Here is a 6,817-nt window from a genome sequence, read left to right on the forward strand (position 1 = left end):
GAATTTAGCTGTTGTTTTACCCCATCATTGGGAACAGTATTTGAAGAATAAGAAATCAGTTAAAATTACTCCCAGTTTAGTTCAAAGAGACTTTTATAGAATAATTTCAACTTTGGGAACAATGGCTACATCTCCCAAACGTCGAGGTTATTCTTCTGGAGGTATTAAAGGATATAAAAAAACACCAAGAACTCGTCATCAAGTTATCACAAAAGGGAACAAAAATTCTCGAAAATAACTAAAAGTTGGCATCCCCGTCGGCGATCACTCTCAATTATTTCTATTTTTCAGTGATTAAATTCACTGGAGACAGAGGAACATTGCCAGATATGATTAGCGTAATTATTACACTAACTATTTTGCTTTTTGTCCAAAGTCCAAATATTTAGTGAGACGACTATAGCGCAACACTCAGAAAAAAAAGATTCAATTCGTTTGCGTAGCATTCCAAAGAAAAGGAAAAAGTGTGATTCACAACCCAACAATAAAGATGCGTTTTTTAGGTTTCCTTTGTCAACCCAACCTACAAACTCAATTTTTTATAGAACCCATTTGATTGCTATATAATTATGGTATTCAAGTATTTTTGCGCATCAATTTTGAGGAAAAATCTTCTGTTGGTGTGTTGAATTTTTTGTATTATTTCTCCCCACATATTCCCTTTTCTCTCTTCTGTGTTATACCAATTCCCAAAAATAATACTATACTTGCGATGCAATTTCAGTTATTAAGTAATAATAATGATTCAGTAATGAATGTAGAGGATTATCGGCATTAATACAAAATATAGCAATGAGCGCTGGTATATTTACAAATTGTAGTAGGGGCAAAAGAGCTAGAAGTCTTATATGATCGGCAATTTATTCCCCCTGTTCCCTGTTCCCTGTTGCCTGTTCCCTGCGCACAGCGCTATATCTTATGCCTTTGAACCCTACTAGCTACTCCCCACTCCTTACTCCCTACTTCCTAGGAGATATAGCAAAACTTTTGAGAAATGGTATTACCTCCTGTCTCCTGTCTCCTGTCTCCTGTCTCCTAGCTAAAAAACTTAGTATTTATGAAGATACCACTTAGGGGTTCTATACAGTAGATTTTAAAGTCTTAAGCACCCTTAGTAAAAAAATAAAATAATTATTAAAAAACTCACCAACTATGGTAGGCTTTCTTTAATTCTTTGCCCATAAACATTTTATCCCTGATCATAGGTATGAAATAAATCATGGACACAGATACATAAAACGATAGATAAATATTATCACTCTTATTAACCATGACAATTACTACAGCACCATTTCCAATTGACATAGGAAGCTATAAACCACTTTCTCTCGACCCCACTAACCCAACTCTCACAGACGAACAACGGGAAACACTCAAAGCAAATATTCAACTTTGCCGTGATACTATAATTTTCTTCACCGCTACTGGTGCTGCTAGAGGAGTAGGAGGTCATACAGGTGGCCCTTATGACACAGTACCCGAAGTTATGATTTTAGATGCCTTTTTCCGAGGTGCAGCCGAAAAATTTGTACCTATCTTCTTTGATGAAGCTGGACACCGTGTGGCTACTCAATACTTAATGGCAGCTATAGCAGGAGAACTTCCTGTGGAACGTCTGGTAAATTATCGGGCAGCTAATTCTCATTTACCAGGACACCCAGAATTAGGATTTACTCCAGGGGTAAAGTTCAGTTCCGGTAGATTAGGTCATATGTGGCCTTATATCAACGGTGTGGCAATGGCAAATCCTGATAAATTAGTCTTTTGCTTAGGTTCCGACGGTTCCCAGCAAGAGGGTAACGATGCTGAAGCAGCTAGAATGGCAGTAGCACAAAATCTCAATGTTAAATTGATAATTGATGATAATGATGTTACTATTGCGGGTCATCCCTCCGACTATTTAAAAGGTTACAACCTCAACAAAACTTTAACAGGTCATGGCTTAACCGTACTTGAAGGAGATGGGGAAGATTTAGATGGTCTGTATCAACGAATATGTCAAGCAGCTATAACTGAAGGTCCGATCGCTGTGATTAATAAGCGGAAAATGAGTGTGGGTATCGAAGGTCTAGAAGGTTCTACCCACGGACATGATGTGATTCCTCTAAAGTTAGCGATCGAATATTTAGAAGCAAAAGGTAGAACTGAAGCAGTTAACTATCTCAAGGGTATTGAAAAACCAAAGCAAAGCTACACTTTCATGGGTGTAAGTGATAAAGTTGGTTCTAACCGGAATGTCTTTGGTGAGAGTGTGGTATCTGTCCTCAAAGGTATGAGTGAAGAGGAACGCAAAAATCATTTATTTGTTGACAGTGACTTAGAAGGTTCTTGTGGGTTCAAACAAATTCATGATGCTTTTCCAGAGCGGTTTATTAGTGGTGGCATCATGGAGCGTGGTAATTTTTCTGCTGCTGCAGGGTTTGGTATGGAAGCAGGGAAACAAGGTATTTTTGCCACATTCAGTGCTTTCTTAGAAATGTGTATTTCTGAAATTACAATGGCGCGGTTGAACAACTCCAACGTTTTGTGTCACTTCTCCCACGCTGGTATAGATGACATGGCAGACAATACTTGTCACTTTGGCATCAACAATATGTTTGCCGATAACGGTCTTGATGATGGTTATGAAACTCGCTTATATTTCCCTGCTGATGCGAACCAAATGAAAGCTTGTGTGGAAGCAGTATTTACTCAAACCGGAATGCGGTTTATCTTCTCCACTCGTTCCAAAGTACCAATTCTGTTAGACAGCAATGGTAAAGAATTCTTTGGTGAAGGTTATAAGTTTACTCCTGGGAAAGATGAAGTTATCCGGGAAGGTACAGCAGGTTATATTGTCAGTTTTGGTGATGCGTTATATCGCTCTCTTGATGCAGTGGAACGTCTGAAACAGCAAGGAATAGATGTTGGTTTGATTAACAAACCTACTCTCAACGTCATTGACGAAGATATGTTGCAGAAAGTTGGTGCTGCTCCTTTTGTATTGGTTGTTGAAGCATTCAACCGTCGTACAGGTTTGGGTAGTCGTTTCGGTTCTTGGTTATTGGAACGTAGTCTGACTCCTAAGTTTGGTTATCTAGCTACTCACCAAGAAGGTTGTGGTGGTCTATGGGAACAGTTCCCTCATCAAGGGATCGATCCTGAAGGTATTATGAGTAAGGTTAAAGAATTAGCTAGTTAATTTTCTTTTAAATAGAGTTGTTGGGAAATAAAAATTCAAAAGCCTGAAAAGTTTACTATATAATATTTTCAGGATTTGAGGCTTGAAAAACACTATAAACCTTGACTAATAAGGGTTTTAGCAATTTTTCGGCTTAATTCCCAACAAGTCTAATGGAGTAATATCATGTTCGGATAATCAGTTATAAATAAAATTTCAGAACTGACAGTACCGAATAAATACTGAAATTATCTTGAAATACTGAAATTATCTTGATTTTTCTCCTTTCTTCCCTCCTGAATTCTGACTCCTGACTTCTCGCTAAGTTATTTATAAGTATTCAACCGTTAGCGTAGCTCCCCCGGAGGGGGAACATGATATAATATTATGGTAAAGCAGATTAATGGCTGGATTCTTGAGGGAGTTGTAGCATCTGGTAAAACCACATTAATTACAGAGTTGCAAAAGGTATTAGCGACGAAACATTCTTCTAGAACAAAGGTTTATATTAGTGAACATTACACCGAACGGGTCCTAGAAGATGAAAAAGCCAAGGGAATCTTAACAGCACAAGCTACTATTGATTTGGCCTCTCACATTGTTGAGAAGTTGGAAAGCATTGCCTCTTGGAAATCTGGTAGTAAATTTCATCAGAATCAAGGCAATGCTATGATTGACTCTATCCTAGAAAGGTTTCTAGGTAGTCATTATGCCAACCTAAAAACCTTGGAGTTATGGGATTCAACCTCTGAGGATGAATTCAAAATTAGGAATATTTATAAACTTTTAGAAGAACTAGGATTCTCGGTAGTAATTCTGAAATTGCCAGATTCTCTGATTAACCAAGCTGTAGCTACTACTAAACTTTATAGAAACGCCGCCTGGTCTCGGTATCTGGAAAAAGTAGGAAATGATGAGCAAGTAAGTATCTACTACTTAAATTGGCAAAATAAACTATTTGAATTTTATAACCGCATTAGTAAATTTATCGAGATTAAAACAATTACAGTGGATTCTATTCACCACAGAGATTACTATAGTGAATTAGCAAATTCTCTCGTTAAATGAGTATTAAGTTTATTTTCTTTGATATTGATCAAACCCTTGTCGATTATTCGGGTGCAGTGAGTAATATCATGTCCGGATAATTAGTGATAAAAACTTTCTCTTTCAACTCCAGTTCTTCTTCTTCCTTCTTCTTTCTTCCCTCCTGACTCCTGACTCCTGACTCCTCCATCGTTATTTATTTATAACTGTTCAACCGGAGATGATATAAGGCTGTTGTACGCCTTGTTAAAGAAGAACCAATCTTAAATGGTATTTCTAGTGGAGAGTTTTTGTCCATCTGGAACAATTTAAGAAGCCGTTATACACAGCACATGATATTACTCCTGACTCCTATAAAAAGTCTCACTACTTGTTTGATTTGAGGATAAGTAAAACTACGATAACGACCAATTCCATTAAACCTTAAACAGACGAAAAATAGCACAATAATTTGATAATTTGATTTGGGTATTAATGCTCAACTCTACTATCAATACAATCTCATATTCTTGCTTCTTACTTTTTCATTCCCTAAAAAAAATTCACAGAGTTTCTCAGCGATATCCTTACTTTACTTCTTCCTTATTCTTACTTCTTCCTTCTTAAACTATGATAAATTCTACTCTTATAAATCAGAATATCTCCTTAGAAGACTTCACAAAAAACCCTCCTGAAAAAATGGAATGGGTAGACGGCAAATTAATAGAAAAAAACGCCATGACATTAAGACATGGAAAAATTCAATTGAAGCTCGGTCGTTATTGGGATAACTATAAAAATGCCAGTAAACAAGGTGGAGAAGTTTATACAGATGTACCTTGTCGTACTAACAAACAAGGGCGATCGCCTGATGTTGCTTATCTGACTCCTGAGTTAGTTTCAGAATATGGAAATTATCCTACTTTGCCTCAGAGTTTTCCTTTAAGTGCAGAAATTATTTCTCCTACAGATTTAGCTGAAAATGTCTTTTTAAAAGCTCAGGAATATTTAGAATCTGGTGGCGAAGAAGTTTGGTTAGTTTTTCCTGAGAGTAAATGGATAATAATAGTTACTGAAAATCAAGGTTTAATGTTTACTTCTGGTCAGGTTGTTACTACTCAAAAAATTTTAATAGGTTTTAGTGTGGCAGTAGATGATTTATTAGCTTGAGAATTAATTAGGGTTTGCTGTGAAAAAGTCTTTTGGTCAGGGTAGGAGTCAGGAGAAAATCATATTTCCAACAAAGCGAAAAATTTTCACCTTTGTACTTGACTAACTTCCTTCTAACTTCTAACTTCTGACTTCTAACTTCTCCCTTCTTCCTTCTTCCTTCCTAAATAAAACGAATAAACCAACGTTCCTGAAAACTCACACCTGCTAATGCTTCATACTCTGCCAAACTTCTGACATTTCCTAAACCATAAATCCCAAAATCTTCCGTAGCAGTTTCCATTCCCAAAACCTGACGAAAACGAGATTCAGATATCTTATTTTGTACCCACCAATCTTGATGATCTTCCCAATGTACAACCCGTTTTTTACCAGTATTATAAAAATGCCAACAAACACTAAGATTTGGATGATAAATATCCCATCCCCTCGTCCAAGCTTTCGCAGCAAATAACACCTCTTCTCCAGTAAAATAAATATCTGGGTCGTAGGGTACTTCCTCAATAATTAACCCATCTGCAAAAATAAACCCAGCAGCAACAAAAGCTCCTAGTTGTGGAATACTACATTTACTCAAATCGCCTATTGCTCTCAAACTTAAAATACCAGGATCTCCAAACTCCTTTGCCTCTAACCGACTTGGCGTATCCCCAACCAATTCCCTGGGAGGTCTGTAAGCAGGAGGATAGGTACTCAAAAGAGGTTTTTCACTGGGACACATTTCCAGCATTTTAATCAATTCTATGTCCCAGCCAGGTAAAAATCTCATGTGGGCATCAATTTGTAGAGTATAACGTTCCTTTTGCCACAACTTTTGTACCAAAGACCTCGCCCAACCTACGCCACGAGCTTCAGAAGCAGGCACTGCAATAATACGACAATCTTTAATACCTTTAAGTTTGCTGATATAGTCCTTTTCCTCATCCGTACCATACTGCCAACAAATGCCAAAAGTGAGGCGTTCAGGATGAGTGGCATGGGCGATCGCTTCTTCTACTGTTGGGACTAATTCTAAATCGCGATAGGCAACTATTTGAATAAAAATACTATCCATAAAATTTGTTTATAGCCATCTTAATTATGTTGTTTAAACTATTACTACTTTAGATAGAACAAATCAGAATCCAGTTATTTAAATACTCAAATCCTACTTTAAGCAAAAACTTTGACTTTTTTTACTTTTTTATAAAAATTACAAGCTAAATCCAATTTGATATTGTATCAACGATAAAAAAGAATGCCACAACAAAAAGGAAATTTGAAAATTACGCCTAGAAAGAGCTTCTTCCATACTAAAAGCCACCTATCTCTATATATAGCTCCAATTATTTTCTTCAACATCCGTAGATCCACAAGAGGTAACACTATACCATTGATCTAGATCGCAAAAGACATAAAAATTTTTCACAATAACACTTTGACTAGCCTCACTGAAATTATTCATGCCGTAATTTCAGTGAG

General features: G+C 36.8%; 7 protein-coding genes. 4 read left to right on the forward strand and 3 right to left on the reverse strand.

The features are described from left to right. From F6K13_RS11985 to F6K13_RS11995, 3 genes are all read left to right on the forward strand, one after another. Window positions 1-238: hypothetical protein (locus tag F6K13_RS11985; protein ID WP_353735656.1), on the forward strand; the 238-nt coding region annotated here is incomplete at its 5' end. 1,032 nt (window positions 239-1,270) lie between these two features. Then, entirely contained in the window at window positions 1,271-3,181 is a 1,911-nt protein-coding gene (locus F6K13_RS11990) for a transketolase C-terminal domain-containing protein (RefSeq protein WP_124143746.1), read from the forward strand. Window positions 3,182-3,547: 366 nt separating this feature from the next. Then, window positions 3,548-4,228 (forward strand): hypothetical protein, encoded by a 681-nt coding sequence (locus tag F6K13_RS11995; RefSeq protein ID WP_124143745.1) that lies wholly within the window; start codon window positions 3,548-3,550, stop codon window positions 4,226-4,228. A gap of 43 nt (window positions 4,229-4,271) precedes the next feature. Here the strand turns inward: F6K13_RS11995 and F6K13_RS12000 are convergent, their stop codons facing one another. Next, window positions 4,272-4,397 carry a hypothetical protein gene (locus tag F6K13_RS12000; RefSeq protein WP_275670302.1) on the reverse strand — a complete coding sequence of 42 codons (126 nt, stop codon included), beginning with the start codon at window positions 4,395-4,397 and terminating at the stop codon, window positions 4,272-4,274. A 419-nt stretch (window positions 4,398-4,816) separates the two neighbouring features. Between F6K13_RS12000 and F6K13_RS12005 the strand changes: the two genes are divergently transcribed. Beyond that, complete coding sequence (locus F6K13_RS12005; RefSeq protein ID WP_287287457.1) at window positions 4,817-5,356, forward strand: Uma2 family endonuclease; 540 nt, start codon at window positions 4,817-4,819, stop codon at window positions 5,354-5,356. A 163-nt stretch (window positions 5,357-5,519) separates the two neighbouring features. Here the strand turns inward: F6K13_RS12005 and F6K13_RS12010 are convergent, their stop codons facing one another. Beyond that, window positions 5,520-6,410: a GlcNAc-transferase family protein gene (locus F6K13_RS12010; RefSeq protein WP_124143743.1), complete on the reverse strand. Its 891-nt coding sequence runs from the start codon at window positions 6,408-6,410 to the stop codon at window positions 5,520-5,522. Between the two features lie 255 nt (window positions 6,411-6,665). Next, window positions 6,666-6,800: a hypothetical protein gene (locus tag F6K13_RS12015; RefSeq protein ID WP_287287459.1), complete on the reverse strand. Its 135-nt coding sequence runs from the start codon at window positions 6,798-6,800 to the stop codon at window positions 6,666-6,668. Between the last annotated feature and the right edge of the window lie 17 nt (window positions 6,801-6,817).

The sequence above is a fragment of the Okeania sp. SIO2B9 genome, assembly GCF_010672505.1.
In the GTDB taxonomy this organism is placed as follows: domain Bacteria; phylum Cyanobacteriota; class Cyanobacteriia; order Cyanobacteriales; family Microcoleaceae; genus Okeania; species Okeania hirsuta.